21 protein-coding genes are annotated in these 24,362 nt (G+C 73.9%); 8 read left to right on the top strand and 13 right to left on the bottom strand.

Going from position 1 to position 24,362, the window contains the following annotated elements; translation table 11 throughout:
- Window positions 1-53: 53 nt before the first annotated feature.
- The gene (locus ACIHCX_RS16135) at window positions 54-2,489 is read left to right on the top strand and encodes a right-handed parallel beta-helix repeat-containing protein (protein ID WP_400029742.1); all 2,436 of its coding nucleotides are present in this window, start codon (window positions 54-56) and stop codon (window positions 2,487-2,489) included.
- On the opposite strand, the gene ACIHCX_RS16130 is transcribed toward ACIHCX_RS16135, so the two are convergent.
- On the bottom strand, window positions 2,459-4,867 hold the full coding sequence (locus ACIHCX_RS16130) for a hypothetical protein (RefSeq protein ID WP_400029740.1): 2,409 nt from the start codon (window positions 4,865-4,867) through the stop codon (window positions 2,459-2,461). The genes ACIHCX_RS16135 and ACIHCX_RS16130 overlap by 31 nt on opposite strands.
- 309 nt (window positions 4,868-5,176) lie before the next feature.
- Here ACIHCX_RS16130 and ACIHCX_RS16125 point away from each other — a divergent pair, with 309 nt between their 5' ends.
- Entirely contained in the window at window positions 5,177-6,004 is an 828-nt protein-coding gene (locus ACIHCX_RS16125) for a DeoR/GlpR family DNA-binding transcription regulator (RefSeq protein ID WP_400029738.1), read from the top strand.
- A gap of 64 nt (window positions 6,005-6,068) precedes the next feature.
- Here ACIHCX_RS16125 and ACIHCX_RS16120 read toward each other — a convergent pair whose 3' ends face one another.
- A complete protein-coding gene (locus tag ACIHCX_RS16120; protein WP_400029736.1) occupies window positions 6,069-7,193 on the bottom strand; it encodes a PLP-dependent cysteine synthase family protein in 1,125 nt (374 codons plus the stop codon).
- Window positions 7,194-7,596: 403 nt separating this feature from the next.
- Between ACIHCX_RS16120 and ACIHCX_RS16115 the strand changes: the two genes are divergently transcribed.
- Together ACIHCX_RS16115 and ACIHCX_RS16110 are read left to right on the top strand one after the other, a co-directional pair.
- Window positions 7,597-7,920, top strand: a complete 324-nt coding sequence (locus tag ACIHCX_RS16115; RefSeq protein ID WP_400029734.1) for a hypothetical protein — start codon at window positions 7,597-7,599, stop codon at window positions 7,918-7,920.
- Window positions 7,921-8,102: 182 nt separating this feature from the next.
- Window positions 8,103-8,645 (top strand): ATP-binding protein, encoded by a 543-nt coding sequence (locus tag ACIHCX_RS16110; RefSeq protein WP_400029732.1) that lies wholly within the window; start codon window positions 8,103-8,105, stop codon window positions 8,643-8,645.
- Between the two features lie 144 nt (window positions 8,646-8,789).
- Here the strand turns inward: ACIHCX_RS16110 and ACIHCX_RS16105 are convergent, their stop codons facing one another.
- The 5 genes from ACIHCX_RS16105 to ACIHCX_RS16085 form a co-directional block, all read right to left on the bottom strand.
- Complete coding sequence (locus ACIHCX_RS16105) at window positions 8,790-11,351, bottom strand: ABC transporter permease (RefSeq protein ID WP_400029730.1); 2,562 nt, start codon at window positions 11,349-11,351, stop codon at window positions 8,790-8,792.
- On the bottom strand, window positions 11,348-12,076 hold the full coding sequence (locus ACIHCX_RS16100; RefSeq protein WP_400029985.1) for an ABC transporter ATP-binding protein: 729 nt from the start codon (window positions 12,074-12,076) through the stop codon (window positions 11,348-11,350). The genes ACIHCX_RS16105 and ACIHCX_RS16100 overlap by 4 nt, the downstream gene beginning before the upstream one ends.
- Before the next feature lie 71 nt (window positions 12,077-12,147).
- Entirely contained in the window at window positions 12,148-12,453 is a 306-nt protein-coding gene (locus ACIHCX_RS16095; RefSeq protein WP_400029728.1) for an SHOCT domain-containing protein, read from the bottom strand.
- A 264-nt stretch (window positions 12,454-12,717) separates the two neighbouring features.
- Window positions 12,718-13,956 carry an ROK family protein gene (locus ACIHCX_RS16090; RefSeq protein ID WP_400029726.1) on the bottom strand — a complete coding sequence of 413 codons (1,239 nt, stop codon included), beginning with the start codon at window positions 13,954-13,956 and terminating at the stop codon, window positions 12,718-12,720.
- A 60-nt stretch (window positions 13,957-14,016) separates the two neighbouring features.
- On the bottom strand, window positions 14,017-14,667 hold the full coding sequence (locus ACIHCX_RS16085) for an alpha-ketoglutarate-dependent dioxygenase AlkB family protein (RefSeq protein ID WP_400029724.1): 651 nt from the start codon (window positions 14,665-14,667) through the stop codon (window positions 14,017-14,019).
- Between the two features lie 67 nt (window positions 14,668-14,734).
- Between ACIHCX_RS16085 and ACIHCX_RS16080 the strand changes: the two genes are divergently transcribed.
- A complete protein-coding gene (locus tag ACIHCX_RS16080; RefSeq protein WP_400029983.1) occupies window positions 14,735-15,868 on the top strand; it encodes a methyltransferase in 1,134 nt (377 codons plus the stop codon).
- On the opposite strand, the gene ACIHCX_RS16075 is transcribed toward ACIHCX_RS16080, so the two are convergent.
- Both ACIHCX_RS16075 and ACIHCX_RS16070 read right to left on the bottom strand, forming a co-directional pair.
- Window positions 15,858-16,730, bottom strand: coding sequence for a ketose-bisphosphate aldolase (locus ACIHCX_RS16075; protein ID WP_400029722.1), 873 nt, complete (start codon window positions 16,728-16,730; stop codon window positions 15,858-15,860). The two genes, ACIHCX_RS16080 and ACIHCX_RS16075, sit on opposite strands and share 11 nt — an antisense overlap.
- Before the next feature lie 48 nt (window positions 16,731-16,778).
- Window positions 16,779-17,660, bottom strand: a complete 882-nt coding sequence (locus ACIHCX_RS16070) for an SIS domain-containing protein (protein WP_400029720.1) — start codon at window positions 17,658-17,660, stop codon at window positions 16,779-16,781.
- Between the two features lie 130 nt (window positions 17,661-17,790).
- Here ACIHCX_RS16070 and ACIHCX_RS16065 point away from each other — a divergent pair, with 130 nt between their 5' ends.
- A complete protein-coding gene (locus ACIHCX_RS16065) occupies window positions 17,791-18,570 on the top strand; it encodes a DeoR/GlpR family DNA-binding transcription regulator (protein ID WP_400029718.1) in 780 nt (259 codons plus the stop codon).
- Between the two features lie 20 nt (window positions 18,571-18,590).
- On the opposite strand, the gene ACIHCX_RS16060 is transcribed toward ACIHCX_RS16065, so the two are convergent.
- On the bottom strand, window positions 18,591-18,971 hold the full coding sequence (locus tag ACIHCX_RS16060) for a luciferase family protein (RefSeq protein WP_400029715.1): 381 nt from the start codon (window positions 18,969-18,971) through the stop codon (window positions 18,591-18,593).
- Between the two features lie 214 nt (window positions 18,972-19,185).
- On the opposite strand from ACIHCX_RS16060, the gene ACIHCX_RS16055 reads away from it, so the two are divergent.
- Together ACIHCX_RS16055 and ACIHCX_RS16050 are read left to right on the top strand one after the other, a co-directional pair.
- Window positions 19,186-19,758 carry a hypothetical protein gene (locus ACIHCX_RS16055; RefSeq protein ID WP_400029713.1) on the top strand — a complete coding sequence of 191 codons (573 nt, stop codon included), beginning with the start codon at window positions 19,186-19,188 and terminating at the stop codon, window positions 19,756-19,758.
- A 141-nt stretch (window positions 19,759-19,899) separates the two neighbouring features.
- The gene (locus ACIHCX_RS16050) at window positions 19,900-20,472 is read left to right on the top strand and encodes a MarR family winged helix-turn-helix transcriptional regulator (protein WP_400029711.1); all 573 of its coding nucleotides are present in this window, start codon (window positions 19,900-19,902) and stop codon (window positions 20,470-20,472) included.
- Between the two features lie 39 nt (window positions 20,473-20,511).
- On the opposite strand, the gene ACIHCX_RS16045 is transcribed toward ACIHCX_RS16050, so the two are convergent.
- Genes ACIHCX_RS16045 through ACIHCX_RS16035 form a run of 3 tightly spaced genes read right to left on the bottom strand, consistent with a single transcriptional unit; the run spans window position 20,512 to window position 24,219 of the window.
- Window positions 20,512-21,228, bottom strand: a complete 717-nt coding sequence (locus ACIHCX_RS16045) for a gamma-glutamyl-gamma-aminobutyrate hydrolase family protein (RefSeq protein ID WP_400029709.1) — start codon at window positions 21,226-21,228, stop codon at window positions 20,512-20,514.
- Window positions 21,225-22,715: an aldehyde dehydrogenase gene (locus ACIHCX_RS16040; protein ID WP_400029707.1), complete on the bottom strand. Its 1,491-nt coding sequence runs from the start codon at window positions 22,713-22,715 to the stop codon at window positions 21,225-21,227. The genes ACIHCX_RS16045 and ACIHCX_RS16040 overlap by 4 nt, the downstream gene beginning before the upstream one ends.
- Window positions 22,716-22,767: 52 nt before the next feature.
- Window positions 22,768-24,219, bottom strand: coding sequence for an APC family permease (locus ACIHCX_RS16035; protein ID WP_400029705.1), 1,452 nt, complete (start codon window positions 24,217-24,219; stop codon window positions 22,768-22,770).
- Between the last annotated feature and the right edge of the window lie 143 nt (window positions 24,220-24,362).

Below are 24,362 nucleotides of genomic sequence, written 5' to 3'. Positions count from 1 at the left end.
CGCACTCGGCATCAACCAACCCGCGTACGACGAGGTGGGGGCACAGCAGCGCCATGGCACAGGGCACGGTCCAGGTGACGCACACCGGCACATCGCGGTGGCGGCGCCGCACGGGTGAGTACACATCGCTCGCCGCCGCCCTGGAGGCCGCGGCCGACGGTGACGTGCTCACCGTCGCCCCGGGCACCTACCGGGAGAACCTCGTCGTACAGCGGGCGGTGACCCTGCGCGGACCCGAGGGCGCCCCCGGTTCGGTGCGCATCGCCCCCACGGAGGGCGTGCCCCTGACCGTGCGCGCCTCCGCGGTCGTCCAGGACCTGCACGTCGAGGGCCAGGACGCCACCGCGCCCGCCCTGTTGGTGGAGGAGGGCGCGCCGGAGCTCAGGGACGTGCGGATCGTGACCCGGTCCGCGGCCGGCATCGAGGTGCGCGGCGGCGCCCGGCCCACCGTGCGGCGCTGCACGATCGACAACCCGGCGGGCATCGGCATCGCCGTGCTCGACGGCGGCGGTGGGGTGTTCGAGGAGTGCGAGGTCGTCGCGGCCGGGCAGTCGGGCGTGGCGGTCCGCGGTGGTGCCCACCCCCGGCTTGAGAACTGCCGCATCCACCACACCTCCGGCGTGGGTCTGACGGCGACCGGCGACAACTCCGCCCTGGAAGCGGTGGGTTGCGAGGTCTACGAGGTCCGGGGCAGCGGCGTCCAGATCAGCGGCCGGGCCACCGGGCACCTCACCGACTGCGATGTGCACCGCACCGCCTCGGACGGGGTCACGCTCGAGACCGACGCCGTGCTGACGCTGGCCGACTGCCGTATCCACGACATCCCGGAGAACGCGGTGGACCTGCGTTCCCGGTCCGTGCTGACGCTGACGCGGACGACGGTGCGTCAGTTCGGGCGCAACGGCCTGTCGGTGTGGGATCCGGGCACGCGCGTGGACGCCAACCAGTGCGAGATCTTCGACAGCACCGGCGACTACCCCGCGGTGTGGGTCAGCGACGGCGCCACCGCGGTGCTCGACTCCTGCCGGGTGCACGACGTGCCCGACGCGCTGTTCGTGCTGGACCGCGGGTCCCGTGCGGACGTCGTGGACAGCGACCTGTCCCAGGTGCGCAACACGGCGGTGTCGGTGAGCGACGGCGCCACCGCGCAGCTCGACGACTGCCGGATCAAGGACGCGGCCACGGGTGCCTGGTTCCGCGACCACGGCAGCGGCGGCACCCTCAACAACTGCACCGTGGACGACATCCAGACGGGAGTGATCGTCACCAAGGGCGCCGACCCCACCATCGAGCGGTGCACGGTCGCCTCCCCCGCCGAGGCCGGTTTCTACGTCTCCGCCGGGGGTCGCGGCAGCTTCCTGGACTGCCGGGTGACGGGCAGCGGAGGCTACGGCTTCCATGTGATCGACGGCTGCCGTACGACGCTGAAGAAGTGCCGTACGGAGCGGTGCGCCCGCGGGGGTTACGAGTTCGCGGACGGCGGGCCGGACGCCGGGACCGGGTCGGGCCCCGTGGTCGAGGACTGCACCAGCGACGAGAGCGGCGGTGTGCGTCCGCTCGTGGCCCGGGAGACGGCCGTGCAGACCGCGCCCCCGGCCTCGGGGCTGCTGGGCGCGATCCCCGGGCAGCGCACCACCGAGCAGGAGCCGCTGGTGACCGCTGAGCCGGAGGCGCCCGCGCGGTCCGCCAAGGACGTCCTCGGCGAACTCGACACGCTGGTCGGCCTGGACAGCGTCAAGCGGGAGGTGCGCGCGCTGACGGACATGATCGAGGTGGGCCGGCGCCGCCGGCAGGCCGGGCTGAAGGCCGCCTCGGTCAAGCGGCATCTGGTGTTCACCGGCTCCCCCGGTACCGGCAAGACCACGGTCGCCCGTCTGTACGGCGAGATCCTGGCCTCCCTCGGTGTCCTGGAGAAGGGTCATCTCGTCGAGGTGTCCCGCGTCGACCTGGTCGGCGAGCACATCGGATCCACCGCGATCCGCACCCAGGAGGCGTTCGGACGGGCCCGCGGCGGCGTGCTGTTCATCGACGAGGCGTACGCGCTCTCCCCGGAGGACGCCGGGCGCGACTTCGGCAAGGAGGCCATCGACACGCTGGTGAAGCTGATGGAGGACCAGCGGGACGCGGTGGTGGTGATCGTCGCCGGCTACACGGCGGAGATGGAGCGCTTCCTGTCCGTCAACCCGGGTGTGGCCTCCCGTTTCTCCCGCACCATCACCTTCAGCGACTACGGGCCCGACGAACTGCTGCGGATCGTGGAGCAGCAGGCGGAGGAGAACGAGTACCGGCTCGCTCCGGACACGGCCGAGGCCCTGGTGGCCTACTTCACCGCGATCCCCAAGGGCCCCGCGTTCGGCAACGGACGCACGGCGCGGCAGACCTTCGAGGCCATGGTGGAGCGGCACGCCGGCCGGGTCGCCCAGCTCGCCGAACCGAGCACGGACGATCTGACGCTGCTCTACGCCGAGGACCTGCCCGCGCTGCCCTGAGCACCGGGTCCGCCCGGCGCCTCCGGACCGGTGTGCGGTTCACCGGCCGGGACGCCGGGCCGGCCGTGGCGGGGCGCCGGCAGGTCCGGGCGCAACCGGGCCAGCAGCCACCGTCGTTCCTCGTCGAAGGCCGGGTCCGCCTGGTAGTCGGAGTGGCCCAGGATCGGGGCGGGCAGCGGATGGCGCGCGGTGCGGCCGTAGGCGAGCGGGTCCTTGAGCAGGGCGCGGTCCACCTCGGGGCCGCAGTCGCCGGGCAGCCGGACCGGGCCGCCGATGGGGTCGGTGAGCCGGTACAGGTTGCGCCAGCAGTCCACGTCCCGGTGCAGGGCACCGAGCGCGGCCGGGCCGAAGTGGGCCGGGAACCAGCGCCCGTAGAGCCGTTCCAGCGGGGATCCGTAGGTCAGCAGGGCGACCCGCTTGCGGACCGACGGGGTGAGCTGCCAGGCCGCGGCGGCGGCCAGCACACTGCCCTGGGAGTGCCCCGACAGCACAAGCCGTCCGCCGGTGGCCCGGGTCCAGGTCGCCATCCGCCAGGTGAGGTCGGGCACGGCACGTTCGGCGTAGCAGGGCGGGGCGAAGGGGTGCGCGGCGCGCGGCCAGAAGGTGCCGACGTCCCACAGGATGCCGATGGTGCGCCGGGCGGAGGCGTCCTTGTAGGCGCGCCGGCCCCAGGTGACGAAGAGTATGAAGCCCAGTCCGATGAGCCAGGAGCCCAGCGCCTGCGCGATCTGGGCCGCGCCGTGCAGGACGGGGTGGGTTCCCGCCGCGGCCCCGGCCGGTGTCCGGTCGGTGCCGAGGGCGCCGACGAGCGCGCCGGCGCCCAGGAGGAGGGTGACGGCCGAGGTCGCGCCGACCAGGAGGGGCCCGTCGTCGGTGAGCGTGGCCATCGCCCGGGTGCGGGCGATCCGGCGGGTGCGCTCCGGGTCGGACGGCTCGCCGGGATGGTCGCGTTCCACCGCGGGACGCTGGGCGCGGGCCAGCCGTCGGGCGCGCCGGGCCAGTCGGCCGCAGAGCAACAGCAGCACGACGAGCAGCGGCGGGATGACGGACGCCTGCCAGGTGAGCAGGACCGGTGGGCCCGGGATCGACGTGCCGGTGCCGTCCAGCCAGTCGGCCACGCGCTGGCAGACCCCGCCGGACATCACGCCGGCGAGCGCACAGGCCAGCATCGCGACCGCGGGTCCGCCCAGGCCCCGCAGCGCGGCCCGGGGGTCGGGGCGGGTGCGGTACAGCTCGTGGGCGACGGCGGCGAGGGCGACGACCAGGAGGCCCTGGCCCAGCATGATGCCGCCGAAGGCGGTGTCGCCCGCCAGCCGGCCGGTCGACTCCCAGCCAGGGCGCGACCATCCGGCGTACACGGCGGTGAGCAGGAGCAGCAGGAGGGCGCCGAGCGGCAGCCGCCGCACGAGATGGCGGTCCAGCTGCCGGTCGAGCAGGTGCTCGGTGCGGCCGCGGCGGCAGACGACCCAGACGACGGCGGCGGAACCGGCGAGCAGCGCGGTGAGCAGGAGTCGGCCCGCCGTGTCGAGGGCCGGGGAACCGCCGGGGCCGCGGTCGAGGGCCGCCGTGGGCACGGCGATCGTGGCGGTGACCGTCAGCAGGCCCGCGGCGGTGTGCGCGGCGCGCAGCCGGGCGACCAGGCGGCGCCCGTACCAGAAGCCGGGACGGCTCAGGGATCCGCTGCCGGTGTCGTCCTTCGGCTCCGGGTCGCGGGAGATCGGCTGTGTGGACTCGTAGGCGCTCCAGGTGCGGTGCGCCAGGTACCACAGCAGCCCGGTGAGCGCGGCGGGTACCACGGCGGCCAGGGCGAGGCGGCGGCCGGGGGCGCTCCACCAGCCGCCGGCCGCGGGCGACAGGAAGCCCAGCCAGGAGTGCCGTGCGGCACACGCGTGCGTGCCCGCGCACTGCCAGGCTGTGAGGTCGAGGGCGACCTCGCAGGCCGCGGCGACGAGCAGCACCGTCAGGGTCAGGCCGGCCAGCCGCACGAGCAGTCCGTACAGGCTCACGGCGCGCGGGCGGCCCGGGGCGCCGGGGCGCATCCAGTGGGCGAGGTTGACGACCATGAACGGCAGCAGCAACAGCCACAGGGCGCGGGCTCCGTTGCCCGAGGTGAGGTTGCACCAGACGTACGCCTCGGGCACCGGCGTGCCGCGCTGCTCCTCCGGCCGGTCCTCGGCGTCGACGTCCTCGGCGCGCCGGAAGACGGCCGCGGTGTCGTCGCCGGTGATCCGCACCGTGCGCGCGGCGTCGAGCATCTTCTCGGGCGTGGTGCCGCCGACGCCGTGGACCAGGAGTTCGAGGGCGCACTCGGCCGGCTCGTCGGGTGCGGCGGGGCCGTCCGCCCCGGCGGTCCGCGGATGCCGCTGCGCACGTTCCACTGTTCGCACTTCCCCCGTACCGCGTCCGTCGGTCTGTGTCCATGTCGGTCTGTGTGCGTGCGGACACCAGGATCGCCTCCCGTGGCACGCGGCACATCCCTCGTCACCGAATCTCCCCGATCCGGGTGACCGGAGCCGCGCACAGGGAGGACAAAGGTGGCATGTTCGCGTCGGTCGGGTGCCGGCGCGGCGGGGACCGCCCCGTGAAAGGATGGGACGTCCGCGTACCGGGGCAGGGCGGACCTTCCCGTCGTCGGCGGGTGCGCGGGGCGGGTCGGACGGCTTGAGGCGAAAGGAACCGGAGCACACGTGAGTGAGAATCAGAACCTCCTCGCGGAGCAGCGGCGGGCCCTGATCCTGGACGAGGTCCGGCGCCGCGGCGGTGTCCGGGTGAACGAGCTGACCCGGAAGCTCGGCGTGTCGGACATGACGGTGCGCCGCGATCTGGACGCGCTGGCCCGGCAGGGCGTGCTGGAGAAGGTGCACGGCGGCGCGGTTCCGGTGGTGGAGGCCAGTACGCACGAGCCGGGCTTCGAGGCCAAGTCGGGTCTGGAACCGACCGCCAAGGAGGACATCGCGCGGGCGGCGGCACGTCTGGTCGTGCCGGGCACGGCGATCGCCCTCTCGGGCGGTACGACGACGTACGCGCTGGCCCAGCACCTGCTCGACGTGCCCGATCTGACGGTGGTCACCAACTCGGTCCGGGTCGCCGACGTCTTCCACTCGGCGCAGCGCACCTCCGGTCAGCGGCAGGGCGCGGCGACGGTCGTGCTGACCGGCGGGGTCCGCACCCCGTCCGACTCACTGGTGGGTCCGGTGGCCGACCAGGCGATCGCGGCGCTCCACTTCGACGTGCTGTTCCTGGGTGTGCACGGGATATCGGCCGAGGCGGGCCTGTCCACGCCGAACCTGGCGGAGGCCGAGACCAACCGGCGCCTCGTGCAGTCGGCGCGCCGGGTGGTGGTGGTCGCCGACCACACCAAGTGGGGTGTGGTGGGCCTGAGTTCGTTCGCCGCGCTGGACCGGGTCGACACACTGGTGACGGACGCGGGGCTGCCCGCGGAGGCCCGCGCAGAGGTCTCGGAGCACCTGCGGCTGGTGGTGGCGGGCGAGCCCGGGGACGAGGCGGACGGCTGAGGGAGCCGTCGGCGGGAACCCGGCGTGCCCGGCCGCCCCGGACCGTCCGGCCGTCCGTACCCTCTCAGGCCGGCCACGCCCCGGTCGTCAGGAACGACTCCAGCGTCCGCGTGTACGGGGTGCTGTCGAGGCCCTGTTCGGCCAGCCAGGCGTCGGAGTAGTACTTGTCGAGGTAGCGGTCACCCGGGTCGCACAGGAGGGTCACGACGCTGCCCCGGCGGCCCTCCCGAAGCATCTCCGCGACGATCTTCAGAGCGCTCCACAGGCCCGTCCCGGTGGAGCCGCCCGCCTTGCGGCCGATGGCCCGCTCCAGGGTCCGTACGGCGGCCACGGCGGCGGCGTCCGGCACCTTCATCATGCGGTCGACGACCCCGGGCACGAAGCTCGGTTCCATGCGCGGCCGCCCGATGCCCTCGATGCGCGAGCCGCTGTCGCAGGTGACGTCGGGATCGCCGGTGGTCCAGCCCTCGAAGAAGCAGGAGTTGTCCGGGTCGGCGACGCAGACACGGGTGTCGTACTGCATGTAGTGGACGTAGCGCGCGATGGTCGCGGAGGTGCCGCCGGTGCCCGCGGTGGCGACGATCCACGCCGGCTCCGGAAAGCGCTCCAACTCCAACTGCCGGAAGATCGATTCGGCGATGTTGTTGTTCCCGCGCCAGTCCGTGGCCCGCTCGGCGTAGGTGAACTGGTCCATGTAGTGGCCTCCGGTCTCGGCCGCGAGGGCGGCGGAGGCCTCGTACATCGTGCGCGGGTCGTCCACGAAGTGGCACCGCCCGCCGTGGAACTCGATCAGGCGGCACTTCTCGGCGCTGGTCGTGCGCGGCATGACCGCGATGAAGGGCACGCCGATCAGCTTCGCGAAGTACGCCTCCGAGACGGCCGTCGAGCCGCTGGAGGCCTCGATGACCGGGCGGTCCGGGCGGATCCAGCCATTGCACAGGCCGTACAGGAACAGCGACCGCGCCAGCCGGTGCTTGAGGCTGCCGGTCGGATGCGTCGACTCGTCCTTCAGGTACAGGTCGACGCCCCACTCCTCGGGCAGCGGGAAGCGCAGCAGGTGGGTGTCGGCCGAGCGGTTGGCGTCCGCCTGCACCTTGCGGACGGCTTCTTTCAGCCAGTCCCGGTATCCGCTGTCGCTGCGGTCGACGTCGAGGGTGTCGCCGGTCCGGCGCTGCTCGGTGGTGCTCACGGCGGGCTCCTTACGCTGTTGCGCCGGCGGCGTCCCGCGCGGCCGGACGCCCTCGATGATAGACACCTTCAACACGCTTCTCACCTGCATAAACGCATCTTTGAGCGGCTCAAGGAGAGGCTTGGGAACGCACCACGCCGAAGCGGGCCGCAGCGCGGGGGCGTACGGGTCGGGGGCGCGTTCGCGCGAGTGCGCCGGGTGCCGCCCGCGACTGCTCCCCACGCACTGGTGCTCCGTGCCGATGGCGTGCAGACTGCACCACGGCGGGACGAAGTACCCGACGGGGCCCGTGAGATCTCGAAGGAACCTCGAAGGGACCCCCAGCGATCTCGAACGAGCCGGGCCGGCTCGGGGACGGACCGGGCGGAGCGGGAGCCGGCGACACGCACGAAGGGGCGGGGAGATGGCCGAACCGGAGTTCACGGCCACGGGCGTACGGATCGACAAGCGCCTGCGCTCACTCACCCGGGCCGGACTGGTCCGGATCCGCGACGGCAGACTGGAGCTGCTGACCAGCTACGGCAGTGAGATCGACAGCGCGCCGGTGCGGTCGGTGCGCGCGTCCCAGCCCTGGTACGCCCCGGACGACCGGGCACTGGCCGACCTGGGCGGCAACCGGTACCTGCTGACCCTGGGCGACCACGACCCCGCACCGGGCGAGACGGGGCCGCCCGCGGCCCGCCGGTTCGTCGAGGCCGTCCGCCGGGCGGCCCGGCGCGGCGGCTGAGCGAGGCGAGTTGCGTGACCCCACCCCGTGGGTCACGCTGGTCTCACGTCACTCAGGGTTTACCGGCGATAACGCTGCGAACCAGCCCGCCGGCCAGACAGCAGGCGGCAATGTCACGCAGGCGTCCTGCTGCATCCGAAACCTCGTGTTCTTCCGGACCTCAACGTCGGGGAGTCGCAGCCGTGATCAGTCACCCAAGCAGGCACTGCACGGTGGAGCTCCAAGCCCTGCCGTCGCGGATCGGCCAGGTCCGCAGAATCGTATCGGCGCACCTGCGCTACTGGCATCTGGACCCTTTGATAGACCGGGCCGCGCTCGGTGTGACGGAGCTGTTGACCAACGTCCACCAGCACGCCCGGCCCGACAAGCTGTGCACCGTGGAGCTCGAACTGCTGCTCGAGCGGCTCACGGTCTCCGTGCGCGACCACGACCCGCGCCTTCCGGTGATGGAGGACATGGGTGCCATCGCGCCGCTGGCCACCGAGGGCCGGGGGCTGGCGATGGTGGCCGCGATGAGCGAGAGCTGGGGCGCGCGGCCGGACGGTGAGCAGGGCAAGGTCGTCTGGTTCACCCTGCCGACCGCCGCCCCCTCGATAGCGGTGCCTGCCCGGGTGCCGGCGCTCGTGACCGCGGACCAGGCCGCGCGCCGCCTGGCCGAGGCCGCCTCCGCGCTCGAGGGCATCCGGCCCGTTCACGCTCCGGCCGGGTCCGCCGTCGTCGGCTGACGGCGTCGGCCTCGTCTGCCGCGCTCGGCCGAGCGGACGTCCGCCACGCCCCAGCCGACCTGGCGGCGGCCGGGGCGTGGCGGGCAGCGGGCGGTGACCGGGGGGCGACCCGGCCACCGCCCCCGGTGGCCTGCGGGAGTCGGTTCACTCGGTGGCGATGGCGTGCAGGACGTCCAGTCGGGCCGCGCGTCGAGCCGGGCGCAGTCCCGCGAGTGCTCCCGCGGCGATCCCCACCAGGGCCACCACGAGCAGGGGCGCCGGTGGCAGCGCGAAGGCGAACGCGGTGCCGCTCTCGCCGTCGGAGGCCTTCACCAGCACCCAGCCGAGGAAGGCGCCCAGGGCGAGCCCGCCCGCCGTGCCGAACGCGGCGACCAGGACCGATTCCCAGCGGACCATGGCCCGCAGTTGGGACCGGGTCTGGCCGACGGCCCTGAGCAGACCCAGTTCGCGGGTCCGCTCGTGGATCGCCAGGGTGAGGGTGTTGGCGATGCCGAGGAGCGCGATGAGCACCGCGAGGGCGAGCAGCGCGTAGACGAGCGTCAGCATCATGTCGATCGCGCCCGCGGAGGACTGCGCGTACTCGTCGCGGGTCTGCACCTGCGGGTCGCCGTACCGGGCGGCGACCCGTTCGACGGCTGCCTTGCCCGCCTCGGCGCTCACGCCGGGCCGGAGGGACACGGCGACGAGCCGGTCGGAGTCCTGTGTGCGGTGCGGGGCCCAGGCGGAGCGGCTGACGACGTAGTCGCCGGCGAGTTCCGACCGGCCGTAGACCGCGCGGACGGTGAAGGTGCTCGTGGTGCCGTCGGTGAAGGTGAGCCGTGTCCGGTCCCCCGCCGTCAGGCCCCGCCGGTCGGCCTCGTCGCGGGTGACGGCGATGCCGTCGGTGCCCAGGCCGTTCAGGGAGCCGCGCACGGTTCCGAGGTCGAAGGTGCGGGCGAGCGCGGCCGGATCAGTGACCGTCAGGGCCCGCCCCTCGCCGTCGACTTCGGCGACGCCCCGGCCGAGTCCGACGGCCGTGTCCACCTCGGGCAGCCGCTGGATCGCCCCGGCCAGCCGGGGGCTCAGGCCGCTGCCGCCGGCCCCGAAGGAGGGGGTGCTCACGGCGAGGTCGCCCGCGAAGGACTGCGAGACGGTCTGGTCCATGGTGGCCTTGAGCGAGGCGCCGAAGACCGTGAACAGCGACACCACGGCGACCCCGATCATCAACGCGCTCGCGGTGGCCGCGGTGCGCTTCGGGTTGCGCAGCGCGTTGCGCCGGGCCAGCGCACCGGTGACGCCGCGCAGCCGGCCGAGGGGGCTGCCGAGCAGACGCACGGCGGTGGCGGAGGCGACCGGGCCGAGCACCACGAAAGCGGCCAGGGCGAGGACGGCGCCGACTCCGGCCGCCCATACGGACGGTGACACCAGGACACCGGTGAGGGTCACGGCCACGGCCGTCGCGGCGAGGACCGCTCCCGTCACGGCGCGCGGGCGGGAGGCGCCGGAGGTGTCGACGGCCGTCTCGCGCAGCGCGGCCATGGGAGCGGTGCGGCCGGCCCGTACGGCGGGTGTCAGCGCGGAGCCGAGGCAGACCACGACGCCGACCGCCGGCGGCAGTGCCATGGACAGCGGCTGGACGACCAGACCGCCGTCGGGGAAGGGGAATCCGATCGCCGGGAACAGCGCCTGGAGCCCGGCGGCGATCCCGATGCCGCCCGCCAGTCCGGCGGCGGACGCGGTCAGCGCGACGGCGCTCGCCTCCACGAGGGTGGCGGCGGTGACCTGGCGGCGGGAGGCGCCCAGCGCGCGCAGCAGGGCGTTCTCGCGGGTGCGCTGGGCGACGACGATCGCGAACGTGTTGTGGATGGAGAAAGTGGCCACCAGCAGCGCGACACCCGAGAACACCAGCAGGAACGTGGTGAAGACGGTCAGGAACTGGCTGGAGACCATGTCGGTGTTCTCCCGAGCGGCCTCCTGGCCGGTGAGCGCCTCGACGCCCTGGGGCAGCGCGGGCGTCAGCCGCCGCACCAACTCGGCCTGGCTCACCCCGGGTCCGGCCCGCACCTGGATGCTCGCCGCCTCCCCCGGCCGGGCGGTCAGGTACTTCTCGGCGTCGGCCCGGGTCAGTCCGGTGAAGGTCACCTGCGCCATGCCGTCCTCGCCGCCGAAGGTCGCGAGGCCCACGATCGTCACCTCGACGGGGTCGGGGGTGCGCAGCGTCGTGGTGTCGCCGATCCGCAGGCCGCCCTTCTTCGCGGCGCCGCGGTTGACGACGGCCTCGCCCGGCTTCGCGGGGGCGCGCCCCTCGGCGAGCCGGTACGGGTTGAGCCGGGGGTCGCTGATCCAGTTGCCGGCGAGGGTGGGTGGACCCTGGCCGCCGATGGGCTTGCCGTCGCGGCCGAGGAGCTGGCCCGCGCCCTGGATGTCCGGGGCGGCGGCCGCGACCCCGGGGAGCCGCTCGATGGTGCTCACCAGCGCGGTGTCCACCGGCCTGCGTACGCCCTGGCCCTCGCCGGGCGCGGTGATGACGGAGGCGCTGCGGACGACGGCGTCCGTGCCGTCGGTCGCCCGGCCGAACATGGAGTCGAAACTGGCCCGCAGGGTGTCGCCCATGACCAGGGTCCCGGCCAGGAAGGCGACGCCGAGGAACACGGCGAGGAAGGTGCCGGCGAAGCGCCGTCCGTGGGCGCGCAGGGAGGACAGGCTCAGGCGGAGGGAGGCGTTCACGTCCTCACCTCGAAGGCCTTCATGCGGTCCAGGACCCGGTCGGCGGTCGGGGACTCCATACGGTCGACCAGGCGCCCGTCGGCGAGGAAGAGCACCTCGTCGGCGTGGGCGGCGGCGACCGGGTCGTGGGTGACCATGACGACCGTGCGGCCCGTCTCCCGCACCGCGCGGCCGAGCAGGCCGAGCACCTCCTGGCCGGAGCGGGAGTCGAGGTTGCCGGTGGGCTCGTCGGCGAAGACGACGTCCGGGCGGCCGGCGAACGCGCGGGCCACCGCGACGCGTTGCTGCTGTCCGCCGGAGAGTTCGGCGGGCCGGTGGTGCAGGCGGTCGCGCAGGCCGACGACCTCGACGAGCGCGTCGATCCACTCGGGGTCGCCCCGTCGGCCCGCCAGGTCGAGGGGCAGCGTGATGTTCTCGGCGACGGTGAGGGTCGGCACCAGGTTGAAGGCCTGGAAGACGAAGCCGACGCGGTCGCGGCGCAGCAGGGTCAGCCGGCGGTCGTCGAGGCCGCCCAGTTCGGTGTCGCCGATGTACGCGCTGCCGGAGGTGAGCGTGTCGAGCCCGGCCGCGCAGTGCATCAGGGTGGACTTGCCGGAGCCCGAGGGGCCCATGATCGCGGTGAAGCGCCCGGCCGGGAAGCCCACGCTCACGCCGTCCAGGGCGGTTACGGCGGTGTCGCCGGCGCCGTGGACCTTCACGGCGTCGACGACCCGCGCGGCCGTAATGGTGGCCGCTGTGCCGGCCGAGGCGGTGGCGGTGGCGGTGGTGGAAGAGGCGGTGGAGTCGGGCGTGGTGGTCACCGGGCACCGCCGGTGCGGCCGAACTGCTCCTCCAGGACGGACAGCCGGCGCCAGTACTCGTCCTCGTCGATCTCGCCGGAGGCGAAGCGGCGGCCGAGGACGGCGAGCGGCGAGTCGGCGGCGGGGCGCCCGTCCGGGCCGCGCCAGGGCCCGGTGTCCCTGCCGCGCCAGGACGGGCCGCGGCCGCGCCGGGCGGCACGGCGCAGGAGGGTGACGGCGCCGACGACGGCGGCCGCCCAGAACAGCGGGACGAAGAGAATCCACGGCCCGGGGCCGCCGTCCCAGTTCGCCAGGGTCTGCATCTTGGTTCATCTCCCTCGAGGGGTCTGCCGAAGGGCTGCGGAGAGTTCTCCGCTGCTGCGTCGACAGTGGCTCGGGAAGGGGCTCCGGGGCGTCGTACGGCCAGCGGCAGTGCGGCTACCTCCCGGGGAGTACGGGGGCGTGCCGCGGCTGCTCCGCGCGGCTCGCCCCGGCCTGCGGGGCAAATCCGGCGGGGCCGCGCTCCGCAGGTCGGGCGGGCGGATGCGGCCTACCTCGTGGGACGTACCGGGGGTGCCGGGACCGGGTCAGGTCAGGGCCGCCAGCGGGTCGTCCAGGACCGGCTGCCAGGCCAGTTCGGCCGCACCGACCAGGCTGTTGTGGTCGAGGGTGCAGGAGAGGATCGGGACGACGCCGCTTCGGCCCCACAGGCTGCGCTCGGCGACGACGGCGCGCAGGCGGTCGGGGGCGGCGTCGAGCAGGGTGCGGTGCAGTCCGCCGAGGATGATCCGGTCCGGGTTGAGGATGTTCACCAGGCCGGCCAGACCCTGCCCCAGGCGGTCGACGAGGGTTTCGACGGCCCCGCGGACGGCCGGATCGTCGTAGTGGTGGCGGATCAGGTCCTCGGCCTGCCGCAGCAGGGACATCTCGGGGCCCGGTTCGCGGCCCGCGGCGGTGAGGAAGGCCAGCGGGTCCGTCTCGACGTCCAGGCAGCCGCGGCTGCCGCAGTGGCAGGGGCGGCCCTCGGGGTTGACGGTGAGGTGGCCGACCTCCAGCGCCAGTCCCGAACTTCCCGTGTGCAGTCGCCCGTCGAGGACCAGCGCGCCGCCCACGCCCCGGTGCCCGGTCGCCACGCACAGCAGGTCGCGCGCGCCGCGCCCGGCGCCGTGCCGGTGCTCGGCGAGCGCGGCGAGGTTGACGTCGTTGGCGGCGAAGACCGGTGCGGTGATCCCGGCCGCGCGCACGCACTGCGCGAAGACGCGGCGGACCGGCGCCCCGGCGGGCCAGTCCAGATGGAGCGGGTTGAGGGCGAGGCCCTCCGGTTCGGTGACCGCGGACGGCACGGCGAGTCCGGCGCCGACGCAGCGCCGGCCGGTCGCGCGCAGCAGCTCGGCACCGGCCTCGACGACGGAGCCGAGCACTTCGGCCGGGTCGGCGTCGACGGCCCCGCAGCCGGGCGCGGTCGCCACGATCCGGCCGCCGAGGCCGACCAGGGCGGCGCGGAACCCGTCGGCGTGCACCTGCGCGGCGAGGGCGACGGGACCGTCCTCGGCGACCGCCAGACGGTGCGAGGGGCGCCCCTGGGACCCGGCCGCCGCGCCGGGCCGGGCGTCCACCCTGATCAGGCCCAGCGCCTCCAGTTCGGCGGCCACCGCACCGGCCGTCGCCCGGGTCACCCCCAGCTCGGCGGTGAGGACCGCACGGGTCGGGGCGCGCCCGGTGTGCACGAGTTCCAACGCGGGCCCGAGCGCGCCGCGCCCCCGGTCCAGCCGTGTCCTGGAGGTGCTCCCTTCCCCCGGCGTCCGGGGGTCCGCCTTGCCGTTCATGGGGGCGAGTCTCCCATGATCCGCACATCGGGTGAGCGGCGACTCGTTCAGCGGGCCGGGTCAGAGGCCGCTCACCCTGAGGGTGATGTTCAGCCGTCCCGTCAGCCCCAACTCGGCTGGTGCCGTGCCCGGCTGAACGCGCGGCACCCCGTGGTACGCGAGGCGGGACGGTCCGCCGAACACGAACAGGTCTCCGCTGCGCAGTTCGACGTCGGTCCAGGGCCGGGTACGGGTCTCGGTGTTGCCGAAGCGGAACACGCAACGGTCGCCGAGGCTCAGCGACACCACCGGCGCGCCGGACTTCTCGTCGCTGTCGCGGTGCAGGCCCATGTGCGCCTCGGCGTCGTAGAAGTTGATCAGGGCGATGTCGTACCGGGCCTGGCCGGCCGCGCCGGGGCCCAGGGCGTCGGTCACCGCGTCGCGGGCCAGGTCGTCCAGCCACGCGGGGAACGGCTTCACCGGGGCGCCGTCGCCGTCGACGGCGGTGCGGGCGTAGCCGTACGGGTACCAGTGCCGGCCCAGGCAGACCTGCCGGGCGGTCATCGTGCCGCCGCCGGGTGTGCGCACCGTGCGCAGGCCGGCCGGCGGGCGGGCCCACTCCCGGCAGGCGGCGAGCAGCGCGCGCTGCCGGGCCGGATCCAGCCAGTCCGGTACGTGCACGGCGCCTGGCGCGATCTGCGTGCGGCCGCGCGGAAACAGCTCGGCGTCCATGTCTCCCATCCTGCCGGACACGGCGTGAGCTGCGGCTCCGCTAGCCTTGACGGCGATGAACGACCGTATGACGACTCCCTGGGGCGAGCTGGAGCTCGCCCGGTTCCCGCAGGACCCGCGTGACCGGCTGCGGGCCTGGGACGCCTCCGACGAGTACCTGCTGGGGCACCTCGACGAGCGGGGGACCGACCTGTCCGGGACCGTCGTGGTCGTCGGCGACCGCTGGGGTGCCCTGGTCACGGCGCTGGCCGCGCACCGGCCGACGCAGATCACGGACTCCTTCCTCACGCAGGAGGCGACCCGTGCGAACCTCGCCCAAAGCGGCGCGGAGCCCGGCGCGGTACGCCTGCTGACCACCCAGGACCCCCCGCCCGGCCGGATCGACGTGCTGCTGGTGCGGGTGCCCAAGAGCCTGGCACTGCTGGAGGACCAGCTGCTGCGCCTGGCGCCCGCGGTGCACGAGGGCACGGTCGTCGTCGGCACCGGGATGGTGAAGGAGATCCACACCTCCACGCTGACGCTGTTCGAGCGGATCCTCGGCCCCACCCGGACCTCGCTCGCGCGGCGCAAGGCCCGCCTGATCCTCTGCACGCCGGACCCCTCCCTGGAGCGGCCCGCGAACCCGTGGCCGCACACCTACACGCTGCCCGACGGCATCGGCGCCGCCTCCGGGCGGACCGTCGTCAACCACGCGGGGGTCTTCTGCGCCGACCGGCTCGACATCGGCACCCGGTTCTTCCTGCGGCACCTGCCGGCGGGCGGCGGCGCCCGCCGGGTGGTGGACCTGGGGTGCGGCAACGGTGTCGTCGGTACGGCGCTGGCGCTGGCCGACCCCGGCGCCGAGGTGCTGTTCACCGACGAGTCGTTCCAGGCCGTGGCCTCGGCGGAGGAGACGTACAAAGCGAACGGCGGGCCGGGGCGGGCCGAGTTCCGGGTCGGCGACGCGCTGGCCGGGGTGCCGGCCGGCAGCGTGGACCTGGTGCTGAACAATCCGCCCTTCCACTCGCACCAGGCGACCACGGACGAGGCGGCCTGGCGGATGTTCACCGGGGCGCGGCGCGCGCTGCGCCCCGGCGGCGAGCTGTGGGTGATCGGCAACCGCCACCTCGGCTACCACGTCAAGCTGCGCCGGCTGTTCGGCAACAGCCGGCTGGTCGCGAGCGACCCGAAGTTCGTGGTGCTGCGGGCCGTCAAGAGGTAGGCGCCGTACCGCGTGAGCCGATCACGCCGATGAGCCGCTCCACCTCTCCCACCATCGCCTCGCGGCCCACACTGAGGTACTTGCGGGAGTCGACCGCCTCCGGGTGCGCGGCGAGGAAGTCGCGGATCGCGCCGGTCATCGCGATGTTGAGGGCGGTGCCGACGTTGACCTTGGCGATGCCCCCGGCGACGGCGGCGGCCAGTTCGCCGTCCGGGACGCCGGAGGAGCCGTGCAGGACGAGCGGCACGTCCAGTGCTCCGGCGAGTCGCTTGATGAGGTCGTGGTCGAGGGCCGCGGTGCGCTCGGTCATGGCGTGGGTGTTGCCGACCGCCACGGCCAGGGCGTCCACCCCGGAGCCGGTGACGAACGCGTGCGCCTCGGCGGGGTCGGTGCGCGCGCCGGGGGCGTGGGCGTCCAGCGGCGGCGCGCCGTTCTTGCCGCCGACCTCGCCCAACTCGGCCTCGATCCACAGTCCTTGGGCGTGTGCCCAGGCCGCGGCCGCACTGGTCGCGGCGAGGTTGTGCGCGTACGGCAGCCGGGAGGCGTCGTACATCACGGAGCTGAAGCCGGCGTCGGCCGCCTGGCGCAGCAGGTCGTCGCTCTGCACATGGTCGAGGTGCAACGCGACGGGCACGGTGGCGCGTTCGGCCGCGGCGACGGCGGCGCGGGCGAGCGGCAGCAGCCGCCCGTAGCGGAACATGACGGCGTTCTCGCTGACCTGGAGGACGACGGGCGCGCCGACCGCCTCGGCCCCGGCGACGACGGCCTCGACGTGTTCCAGCGTGATGATGTTGAAGGCGACGACGGCGGAGCGCGCGGCGGCGGCGCCGGCGACCAGCTCGCCGGTGGCTGCAAGCGGCACGGTCTGTCCTTTCCGGTGCCGAACGGGGTGACGGGGCGTCAGGGGGCGTCAGGGGGCGAGGATGACCGAGCGGGTGAGGTGGCGGGGCCGGTCCGGGTCCAGGCCGCGGGCCGCGGCGACGGCGACCGCGAGCCGCTGGGCGCGGATCAGTTCGGCCAGCGGGTCGAGTTCGCCCTCGATCCACAACGCGCCCGTGGCGCGGACCTGTTCGGCGAGCCCTTCGGGTGCCCGGCCGAACATCCAGGTCGCCGTGCCGTCGGTGGAGACGCTGATGGGGCCGTGCCGGTACTCCATCGCCGGGTAGGCCTCGGTCCAGGACAGCGAGGCCTCCCGCATCTTCAGACCGGCCTCGTTGGCCAGTCCGACGGTCCAGCCCCGGCCGAGGAAGGTGAACTGCGTGCAGGCCAGGAGCGGTTCGGGCAGCGCGGCGGACAGGGCGGCCCGGGCGTCCACGACGACCTCGTCGGTGTGCAGTCCGAGGTGGGCGCGCACCAGGGTGAGGGCGGTGGTGGCGAACCGGGTCTGCACCACGGAGCGTTCGTCCGCGAAGTCGAGGACCACGGCCTCGTCGGCGGCGTCCATCACGGGGGTCGCGGGGTCCGCGGTGACCGCCGTGGTGCGGGTGCGCCCCTTCAGCTCCCGCAGCACGTCGAGCACTTCGGTGGTGGTGCCGGACCGGGTGAGGGCGAGCACGCGGTCGTAGGAGCGCTCGTAGGGGAACTCCGAGGCGGCGAAGGCGTCGGTCTCGCCCTGTCCCGAGCCCTCACGCAGCGCGGCGGCGGCCTGGGCCATGAAGTACGAGGTACCGCAGCCGACGATCGCGACCCGCTCCCCCTGGGCCGGCAGCGCCCGGCCGTGGACGGCGACGTCGGCCGCGACCCGGGCCCAGCACTCGGGCTGACTGGTCAGCTCGTCCTCGACATGGCTCATGGCCCCTCCTCCTGCTCCCATGGAATGCGTGTTCCTGCAAGATAGCGCCGACTTTCGAGCACAATCAAGCAACTTGAGGAAGTGTCGAGTGCGCTAGGGTCACGGAGGACCGAGGGAACGGAGGAGGCGGATGTCGCGCGACGCCCGCTGGAAGGCGCTGCTGGAACTGCTCGTGGAGCGCGGCCGGCTGGACGTCGAGGAGGCGGCGACCGGACTGGGGGTGTCGGCCGCGACGATCCGGCGGGACTTCGACCAGCTCGCCGAGCAGCAGATGCTGGTACGGACCCGGGGCGGCGCGGTGGTGCACGGCGTCTCCTACGAGCTGCCACTGCGCTACAAGACCGCCCGCCACGCCTCTCAGAAGCAGCGGATCGCCAAGGCGGTCGCGGATCTCGTGGCACCCGGCGAGGCGGTCGGCCTGACGGGCGGCACCACGACCACCGAGGTGGCCCGCGCCCTGGCGGTGCGCGCCGACCTCGCCTCCGGCTCCCCCGCGCTGACCGTGGTGACCAACGCCCTCAACATCGCCAACGAGCTCGCCGTCAGGCCCCAGTTCAAGATCGTGCTGACCGGAGGGGTGGCGCGACCGCAGTCCTACGAGCTCATCGGGCCGCTGGCGGACGGAGTGCTGAGCCAGATCACGCTGGACGTGGCGGTGCTCGGGGTGGTGGGCTTCGACGTCGCGCACGGCGCGGCGGCGCACGACGAGGCCGAGGCCGCCGTCAACCGGCTGCTGTGCGAGCGCGCCGAGCGCGTCGTCGTGGCCGCCGACTCCAGCAAGCTGGGCCGGCGGGCCTTCGCCCGCATCTGCTCGGCCGAGTCGGTGGACACCCTGGTCACGGACGCGGCGGCGGCACCGGAGACGGTGCGCGGGTTCGAGGAGGCGGGCCTGCGGGTGCTGGCCGTCTGACGGCGCCGGCCCACTTCGCGTCACAACCGCAGGAAGCCCACGCCGCGGCCGTCGTTGCAGCCGCAGGGGGTGGCACGGCCGTCGTCCGGCGGCGCCTGCTGGGCCTTGAGCGCCACGCTCATCAGGCTCAGCAGCAGATCGACGTCGGCCGAGGCGTCGAGGCGGACCGTCACCCACGAGGAGCCCGGCACGACCCGGATCGCGGCGAAGCGCCGCAGGTCGCTCCCCAGGCGGCGGATCGCCCGGACGGTCAGACGGAGGTCGACGTCACGGCCGGAGTGGAAGTGGGCGATCTCCCCGCCCGCCGAGCTGAGCGCCTGCCCGCTGCCGCAGCTCGGCACCGCCTCCTTGAGATCGGGCCAGGTGACCAGTTGGGCGAGAGCGCGCGCGGCGAGCGTCATGGTGCCATCATGGCGCGCTCACCGTGCGGCAACGGCCACGAGGGGAACCCTTAACCAATCCGTGTCAAAGGCCCCGGCGCGGGCCGGCGGCCCGGCTCGGGGGCGCCCCCGCCGACGGCCCCCGCCCCCCTTTTCCGGGCTCCGGAAGCCTTGGGCCGTCCCTGGAGGCACACTGGCAGAAGGGGCCGTCGATGCTCACGAGGGGGTGTCGAAGGTGACACGTCGTGCGGGACTGTGGCTGTGGCGATGGCGGCGCAATCCGCTCAGGCGGACCAGCGACCTGGTGGAGGCGTGGATCCTGCTCGTCGCCTGGGTCCTCGCCGTGGTCGGCGGTGTCCTCGCGGGCGTGGTGACGGCGGGCGCGCTGCAGCGGGCGGCGGACCGGGTACGGGCCGAGAGCCGGCCGGTGTCCGCCGTGGTGACGCAGGATGCGGCCCACGGGTCGGTCCGGCCCGCGGGAGGCGCCCTGGGTTGGGGCACGGTCCGCTGGACGGACGCGGACGGCTCGGCGCGCACCGGCCGGACCAGGGTCCCGGTCTCCGCGACACCCGGCGCCCACGTCACGGTGTGGACGAACGGACGGGGCGTGCTGATCCCGCCGCCCGCCTCATCGGCCGACATCGCCTTCCAGACGGCCCTCGGCGGCCTCTGGGCGGGAACGACCACCGTGGGCGTCGTCATCGGCGGTGCCAAGCTGGCCCGGGCCCGGCTCGACCGCCGGCGCTTCGCCCGGTGGGACGAGGAGTGGGCGCGCGCGGACACGCCCTGGGGATGGAAGACCGGCTGAGGGCGGACCGAGGACGGGGGAAGTCGAGGGCGGGGGAAGGGGCGGGTCGCCCCGGGGACTGATCGCCGTACACTTTGAGCCCGAATGACGGCGGGCGGCACCGGCCCGCCCGGTCCCGGCGATCAGAGCGAGGGAGTGCCCGTGCCCGGCCACCGTTCCATCACCGAGGCGGAGAAGCTCGCGCAGGCGAAGCTCGGCGGCATCCGCGTACGCCGGGAGCAGATGGCGGCGGTCGCCAACATCTACCGGGCCGCCTCCGCGGTCCGCCAGCACCTGGAGAACTCGGTGCTGCGCGGCTCGGACCTGACCTGGACCGCGTTCGTCGTGCTGTGGGTGGTCTGGGTGTGGGGCGAGTCGGAGACCCGGCACGTGGCCGAGGAGGCCGGCATCTCCAAGGGCACCCTGACGGGCGTCTCCCGCACCCTGGAGTCGCGCGGGCTGCTGCGCCGCACCGGGCACCCCACCGACGGCCGGCTCGTCCTGCTCTCGCTCACCGCCCCGGGCGAGGAGTTCATGAGCCTGGTCTTTCCGGAGTTCAACGAGGAAGAGGCCTTCGTCACCTCGCAGCTCAGCAGCGAGGAGTGCCGGGGGCTGGCGGAGATGCTGCGGCGTGTGGTCCTCCAGGTCGAGGAGCACGGCGAGGAACGCCGCCGGTCGCTGCTGGACGGCGCGGCCCCGGCGCCGCGCCGCAGCGGGCGCCGCGCCAAGGGCTGACCCGGCGCGGACCGCGCCGCCCCACGCGGACCGGGGAACTCAGGCACGGGCGGCGCCCACCAGCGCGTCGAACAGGCGCTGCTGCGCCGGATCCTCGTGTGCGGTGTCCTCGGGGTGCCACTGCACGGCCGCGAACCAGCCCGGCCCGCCCGCGCGCTCCACACCCTCCACGGTGCCGTCGGCGGCGCGGGCGGTGACCGTCAGGCCGTCGCCGAGCCGGTCGATGTGCTGGTGGTGGTAGCAGGAGGCCTCGGCCTTGTCGGCGCCGATGATCCGGGCCAGGGCCGAATCGGGGGCCAGGGAGACGGGGTGCCGGACGTGCCGGTGGTCCTGTCCGGGCCCGCCCATGTCCTGGTGCAGCGTGCCGCCCAGCACGGTGTTGACCACCTGAAGCCCTCGGCAGATCGCCAGCAGCGGCAGCCCTGACTCCAGGGCCCGGCGGGCCACCTCCAGGTCGAAGGCGTCCTGGAGGTCGTCGACGTCGTAGACGCTGTCGTGGGTGTCGGCGGCGCGGTACCGGTGCGGCGCGAGGTCGCCGCCGCCGGGCAGCAGGACGCCGTCGAAGCGGGCGAGCCGCGCCGCGACGTCGTGCTCGGCGGGATCCGCCGGGTGGATGTTCGCCGGTTCGCCGCCGGCCCGCCACACCGCCTCGATCAGGGCACGGGCGTTGACCTCGGCGGCGAAGCGCAGGGCGGAGGTGGTGGCGGAGAAGCGGGCGGGGACCGCGATCAGGGGACGCACGGGGGTTCGGCTCACAGCTGGATCCAGGTGGTCTTCAGTTCGGTGTACTTCTCCAGGGCGTGGACGGACTTGTCCCGGCCGTTGCCCGACTGCTTCATCCCGCCGAAGGGGACGGTGAGGTCGCCCTCCTCGTAGCAGTTGACCCAGACGGTGCCGGCCCGCAGGGCCCGGGAGACGCGGTGTGCGGTGGACAGGTCGGAGGTCCACAGGCCGGCGGCGAGGCCGTACTCGGTGGCGTTGGCGAGCGCGACCGCCTCGTCGATCCCGTCGAAGGTCAGGACGGACAGGACCGGGCCGAAGATCTCCTCGCGGGCGAGCCGGCTGCGCGCCTCGACGCGGTCGAAGACGGTGGGCTCGGCGTAGACGCCGCCGGTCTCCGCCAGCACGCGCCGGCCGCCGGTGCGCAGACGGGCCCCGTCGTCGGCGCCCTGCCGGACGTGGTCCAGCACGCGACCCAGGTGGGCCTTGCCGACCAGGGCGCCCATCTCGGTGGCGGGGTCCAGGGGGTCGCCCACCCGCAGCTCCCGTGCGCGTGCCACGACCGCCTCGGTGACCTCCTCGGCGATCGAGGAGTGCACCAGCAGCCGGGAGGGCGCGGTGCACATCTCGCCCTGGTTGAAGAAGATGCCCCAGGCGGCGGTGGCGGCGGCCTTCGCCAGGTCGGGCGCGTCGGGCAGGACGATGTTCGGCGACTTGCCGCCGAGTTCCAGCCAGACCCGCTTGAGGTTGGAGTCGGCGGAGTAGCGCAGGAAGTGGCGGCCGACGGCCGTGGAGCCGGTGAACGCCAGCACGTCGACGTCCGGATGGAGGCCGAGGGCCCGCCCGGCCACAGGACCCTCGCCGTTCACCACGTTGAGCACCCCGGGCGGCAGCCCTGCCTCGGTCGCGATCCGGGCCAGCAGCAGCGCGGACAGCGGCGAGTTCTCCGAGGGTTTCAGGACGAGGGTGCAGCCGGCCGCCAGCGCGGGGGCGACCTTCCAGCCGGCGAGCGTCAGCGGGAAGTTCCAGGGCACCACCGCGCCGACGACACCGGCCGGCTCGCGGGTGACCAGGGCGAGCGCGTCCGCGGCGGTGTGCGGGGACTCGTCCGTGAGCTTGTCGGCGAGCTGCCCGTACCAGCGGAAGGTGTTGATCACGGCGCGCAGTTCGATGTCGTGGGCGTCGCTGATCGGCTTGCCCATCTCCAGGCTCACCGCGAGGGCGAGTTCCGCGCGGCGCTCCTGGAGGAGATCGGCGATGCGCAGGAGGACCCGGCCGCGGTCGGCGGGCGCCCACCGCGGCCACGGTCCGCTGTCGAAGGCACGGCGAGCGGCGGCCACGGCGGCGTCGACCTCGGCGGGGCCGGCGTCGGCGACCTCGGTCAGCACCCGGCCGTCCCGGGGCGAGACGACCCGGAAGGCGGCGCCGCCGCCGGGCTCCTCGACACCGTCGACATGGTGCGCGCGAGGCGGCTGGAACTCCTTGGCCCGGTGGAGCCATGCGTCGTGGGTGACAGCGGACATGCGGTCCTCCAGACCACGTTGATCGTTCGTCGCTTCGGAGCGGCTGAGGGGGTTACGGCCTCGTCGCGCGCCGCCTGACCCGTTCGTTGACCGCGCCGAGCGCCAGAACCAGGGGCACCAGGAGGATGAGGCTCACGGCCGTGCCGGTCGAACCGTCGATGAGGGTGGTGAAGTTGGCCAGGATCAGCCAGATGGCGCCCGCCAGACCGAACACGCCGAGTGCCGGGGCGAGGAGGGTGTTCCACACCCGGCGGTCCAGGCGCTCGCGGTGGAAGAAGGCGATCACCGACACCGAGGTCAGCAGGTACAGCAGCATCATCGCCAGGACGGCCACCCCGCTGAACCAGGAGAAGAGGGTCAGCACCGGGTCCTTGCCGGTCAGTGCGAAGGGGACGACCAGGGCCAGGGCGATCACGGTCTGCACCCAGCCGGCGGCCGCGGGGGCGTGGCGGGCGTTGAGCCGGCACAGACCCGCCGGCAGCAGCCCGTCCCGGCCGAGCGAGAACAGGTAGCGGTTGGCGGAGTTGTGGAAGGTGAGGATGCCCGCGAACAGGGAGGTGGCCAGCAGGATCGGCAGCACCTGGTTGACCCAGCCGCCGAACTCCGCGGCGATCGGCGCGAAGACGAAGTCCGTGGAGTCCCCGTTCTCCAGTGCCTTGCCCGCGGCGGCCGACGCGTTCGAGGCGCCGTAGGAGGAGATCAGCATCCAGGAGGTCAGCGCGAAGAAGCCGGTGACCACGACCACGGACAGGTAGGTGGCCCGCGGGACGGTCCTGCGGGGATCGCGCGCCTCCTCGCCGTAGATCGCGGTGGCCTCGAAACCGAACATGGAGGCGACGGCGAACATCACGGCGACCCCGGGTGCGCCCTGGAGCGCCGCGGACGGGGAGAAGCTGTCGGACATGTTGAGTCCGGTCGGCCCGCCGCCCTTGAACAGCATGACCAGTCCGAACACCAGCAGGATGCTGAACTCGGCGGTGACGAAGACGGCCAGCAGGCGGGCGCCCATCTCGATGCCGGCGGCCCCGAGCACCTTCACCACGGCCATGGTGGCCAGGGCCCAGACCCACCACGGCAGGTCCAGGCCGGTGTGGTGGTCGACCAGTCCGCTGACGATGGAGCCGTACAGCCCGTACATGGCCGCCTGGATGACGCAGTACGAGAACAGGGCGAGGCCCGCGCTGCCGGCTCCGGCGGTGCGGCCGAGCCCGGTGCCGATGTACGTGTAGAAGGCGCCGGCGTCGACGACGTGCCGCCCCATGGCGACGAAGCCGACCGAGAACAGCAGGATCATGGCGCCCGCGAGCACATAGGCCGCAGGGGTGCCGGCCCCGTTGCCGATGGCGACGGAGATCGGGGCCGCCCCGGCGATCCCGGTCAAGGGAGCCTGCGCGGACAGGACGAAGAAGAGGATGCCCACAACACCCAACGCATTGGGCTTGAGTGTGGCTGCGGTGGATGTGTCCCGTACGGTCCGCTGCGCGGAGGCCGTCTGACTGTCCACTCGGATCACCTGCCAGAGAAAGAGGGTCGTTTCAGGCCAAACGAGTTGCCCCATCGTGAGGGGGGAACTATCCGTTTGACAAGGGGGCGAGGGCGGTGAATCCGCGCTGATCGCCGATCCTTACACCACCGTGATCTACGGCC

The organism is Streptomyces sp. NPDC052043 (genome assembly GCF_044548235.1).
GTDB lineage: Bacteria > Actinomycetota > Actinomycetes > Streptomycetales > Streptomycetaceae > Streptomyces.
This window is presented reverse-complemented; position numbering and strand designations above follow the sequence as displayed.